The organism is Weissella cibaria KACC 11862, assembly GCF_000193635.1.
Taxonomy (GTDB): domain Bacteria; phylum Bacillota; class Bacilli; order Lactobacillales; family Lactobacillaceae; genus Weissella; species Weissella cibaria.
Genome location: NZ_AEKT01000006.1, coordinates 1 through 3,585, shown reverse-complemented (window position 1 = coordinate 3,585; position 3,585 = coordinate 1). Strand labels below are relative to the sequence as shown.

At 41.7% G+C, this 3,585-nt stretch carries 5 protein-coding genes; 2 read left to right on the top strand and 3 right to left on the bottom strand.

The annotated features are described in order from the left end of the window. Positions 1-94 precede the first annotated feature (94 nt). The gene (locus tag ESE_RS0101065) at positions 95-709 is read left to right on the top strand and encodes a TrmH family RNA methyltransferase (protein ID WP_010369830.1); all 615 of its coding nucleotides are present in this window, start codon (positions 95-97) and stop codon (positions 707-709) included. A gap of 143 nt (positions 710-852) precedes the next feature. Next, positions 853-1,326, top strand: a complete 474-nt coding sequence (locus tag ESE_RS0101060; RefSeq protein ID WP_010369827.1) for an ASCH domain-containing protein — start codon at positions 853-855, stop codon at positions 1,324-1,326. Between the two features lie 39 nt (positions 1,327-1,365). Here ESE_RS0101060 and ESE_RS0101055 read toward each other — a convergent pair whose 3' ends face one another. From ESE_RS0101055 to ESE_RS0101045, 3 genes are all read right to left on the bottom strand, one after another. Beyond that, positions 1,366-1,992 (bottom strand): GyrI-like domain-containing protein, encoded by a 627-nt coding sequence (locus tag ESE_RS0101055; protein ID WP_010369824.1) that lies wholly within the window; start codon positions 1,990-1,992, stop codon positions 1,366-1,368. Beyond that, positions 1,982-2,857, bottom strand: a complete 876-nt coding sequence (locus ESE_RS0101050; RefSeq protein ID WP_010369822.1) for an alpha/beta hydrolase fold domain-containing protein — start codon at positions 2,855-2,857, stop codon at positions 1,982-1,984. Before ESE_RS0101050 ends, ESE_RS0101055 begins: the two co-directional genes overlap by 11 nt. Positions 2,858-2,962: 105 nt before the next feature. Further along, positions 2,963-3,349, bottom strand: a complete 387-nt coding sequence (locus tag ESE_RS0101045) for a hypothetical protein (protein WP_010369818.1) — start codon at positions 3,347-3,349, stop codon at positions 2,963-2,965. Between the last annotated feature and the right edge of the window lie 236 nt (positions 3,350-3,585).

Sequence of the window (3,585 nt, the reverse complement as noted above, 5' to 3'; positions counted from 1 at the left end):
GTCTAAAATAAAGTAGACTGAAAATGCGCTCACAAAACATTGGGTGCACTAACTAACAACTTGAACAGAAATACAGTTAAAGAGATATAGAAAAATGAGCAAGATTGATTTAAAAAATGCGATTGACTACCGTAACTTGGGTGATGATTTTAAAGGCATGACGAACGAAGATATCATGCAAGCTTTAGACCAACGACGTGGTTATATGATTACAGCGCTTCAAAATTTAACCCACGATTTTAATAAGGCAACCGCTGTGCGTAACCACAACGCATTTTCAGGGCGCGAAATTGTTTTCTTAAATCCCGAAAATCCAATGGATCCAGAAAATGAAGAAGGCGCTAAGAAGTGGAATAAGACCGGCGCGGTTGGTGCACAGCACTACGAGCACATTTCACATCACAAGATTACGGATTATCAAAAACTATTTGATCAATGGCATGCGGAAGGTTATACCATCTATGCGGTTGATAATACACCAGGCTATGAATTACACAACGTGTTTGAAACGGCCTTGCCGGAGAAAAGTGTTTTCTTATTTGGTGAGGAACAAATTGGTTTGGCTGATGAATTGATTCAAGCTGCGGATGCGATGATTTACATTCCACAAACCGGTTCAGTTCGGTCACTCAACGTATCTGTTGCACATGGTATTATTGCGGCCTTGTATACGGCCCAACATCCAGTTCCTGAAGCGCCAGCCGAGTAGGACTTAGACATATTAACAGACAGTCTATAAACTGAGCACGACAACATGGCGTGCTCAGTTTTTTTGTTGTTGACCGAAAATCAAATCACAGATAAGCACAAAATCAGTGAATTTGGTAGACTGAAGTGGTTAAGGGGGACAACATGACAGATAACGTTACAAAATATTGGGAACAATTTAAGACGGACATGAATGAACCAACGGCTGTGTTTGGTTCAGCTTGGGCGTTTGGTAAAGGGTCACAGCAAGCTGATGACTTGGCACGTTTGACATTAACAGGTATTAAGACTGCCACAGCAAGCGCATATGAGTTATATCAACTTGAGAATGAACCAATCCCGGTTGCTAAGCAGGGTTATGATGTTTTGCTTAACGGGGCAGGAGAACCAGTGGCCATTATTTGCACGACTAATGTTGAAGTGCGCAAGTATGCTGATGTTGATGAGCGCCATGCCTACGCAGAAGGTGAAGGTGATCGCAGTTTGGCATACTGGCGACAAGTTCATGAACCGTTTTTTAGAGCAGAGTTTGCGGAAGCTGGTGAGTTACTAGACTTAACGCGTTTGCATGTTGTTCTAGAAGAGTTGACTGTTATTTATAGTGAACCACTACGATAGCAAAAAGAGACCCCACTGACGAAAGCGTTGGTGGGGTCTTTATTTACGCGCAACGGTTATTTGCAGAATTGTTTTAAGTCGATCAGGAGCTGTTCGACGGGCATCACTTAAATAAATCTCAGTGTGCGTTTTGGAAGTTCGCTGTAATTGCTGGTCTTCTAAGAACATCGTTAAGTAATCAAAGGTTATTTGTTCTTCGTCATAAGGACCAACGTGTAACATTTGAACAACCTCTTGCGCCGGCAGATTAACGATGGTGACTTCTCGTAAAAGCTTGTCTTCAGTTTGTTGTTGCTTAGTAGCTAAAATCTTTGAGGCTAATGCTAAGGGAACAAAATCAGGTATCATGATTCGTAATGTATACACAAAATCCGTCTTGTCCCAGCTCTCGCGGTTAATTGCCGCTTCGGAGATCGACCAATCACCACAGAGCGGTGGCACAACATAGTCAGTATAGTGACTATCATGAGAGGGTGTTTTTTTATAAGCCATTTTGATTGGATAAGCAATCGCATAGAGTGCTGCGATGTGATCACCAAAGTTCATGGTGTTTGGATCGCCGGTGCCGGTGATTGCTAAGTAATAGTGACTAGGTATGGTTAGTAAGGCCGGACGCCGGGTTTTGTTTAGTTCTGTCTTACCTTCTTTTTTCAAATCAAATTTCATCAGTATGCCCCATCAAAAAATCATAAATGTCACGCTTGACTGAGGTGTTCCGGGTTAATGGCCAAATTGGATAGGCGTGTGGTAATCCTTCCCCTTCAATGTAAGTCACGTTTGCCGCGAATTTTGTGGCAAAGAGTCGGTTGTCAGGATTAGTTAAATCACGGGTACCACTAATAAGTAAGATATGTTGGTTATCAAAATTACCATATAGCGGTGATACCACGGCATCTTGTAGGCTATGGTGTTCACTAATAACTTTAATGACATCAGGCATCGCGGGTAAGGATAGAACTGGATCACGTTTGGCAATTGTTTTGATGTCAGGATTAGACAAAGTCATATCAACCATGGGACTGATAGCCACGATTTTCTTAATAGGTAAGGCTTCAATTAATTGTGTATAGCCTAAGGCAAGTTGCGCACCGGAGCTATCACCAATTAAGCTAATGTTAGCTTCAGGAAAATCATGATGCAATTCCCAAATAGCGTCTTGCATGCGTTCATAAATGTCATCCAAATTTGCGTTTGGAACGAGAGGATAGTCTAAGACAGCAACTGGCATATTAGTATTCATGACGATATCACTGATAAAATGCCAGTGGTAGGCAGTAATCGGTTCGATGAAACCACCGCCGTGTAGATAAAGACCAATATCTGTCGTTGTTTTAATATCGCAGCGACGAGGGGCCATAATATCTAGGTAGTCATGATGGTGGATGGCGAAGTCACGGCGCATTTTCGCGCTCGGCTCGGCTGCAATCGCAGGCTTTTCAGCCAACTCTTCCCAGAATGCTTGGCCAGACAACTGCCAAACGTGATTGAGACCAAGCAACCGACTACCGAAAACAAAGAGTTGCTTATACATAAGTGGGTGTCCTTTCTCTGATTTGTGTTCAGCGTACCAAAATAAGATGAGGATTGCGCGCAAAAAAAGCCCCCAGTTATTGAATAACTAGGGGCTTTTATAAGATTAGAGCAAAAGTTCAAATTCTAGGTTGTTGTATTGATCGCGTTCGCGGATTTGACGATAACCAAATTCTTGCTCTTCACGTACCAATAGGTCGGTGTGCCAAGTAATCTTATCAGCAAAAGAAGCAAACATATCTTCCTTCAACTGATTGATTAACGCAAGAAACTTGGTTGCTTCGTCGGCGGTCATTGATGCATATAGACGTTCGTCGTTACCGTACTTCTTTGAGTTACGCTTCAACATGACATTCATTACCTGACGTATGTATGCGGGGTTACGATTCAAACGAACATTAACGTTGATGTGATTGTAGTGGAAATCACGGCTGTACTGTAGCAACATTGCTAAGAATTCAGCTGCGTCCACCTTTTCTGCTTTATTTGCCATACATATTTCCTTACTTCGTTTATAACTGTTACCAGTATATCACGGTATAGAAAATGCGTAAGGCAAAGTTCTGAAAATTGGGGGTTGCATTCATGCTATGAACGAGGTAATATATTTAAGTTGTCTTTTGAAAGAAAGCGACAAAAAATATGGTTCAACAAAGTTGTTGACATATCGAAAAACATTCTGTATTATATATTAAGTCGTCTCAGAGATATGAAATATCTGTGAACGGT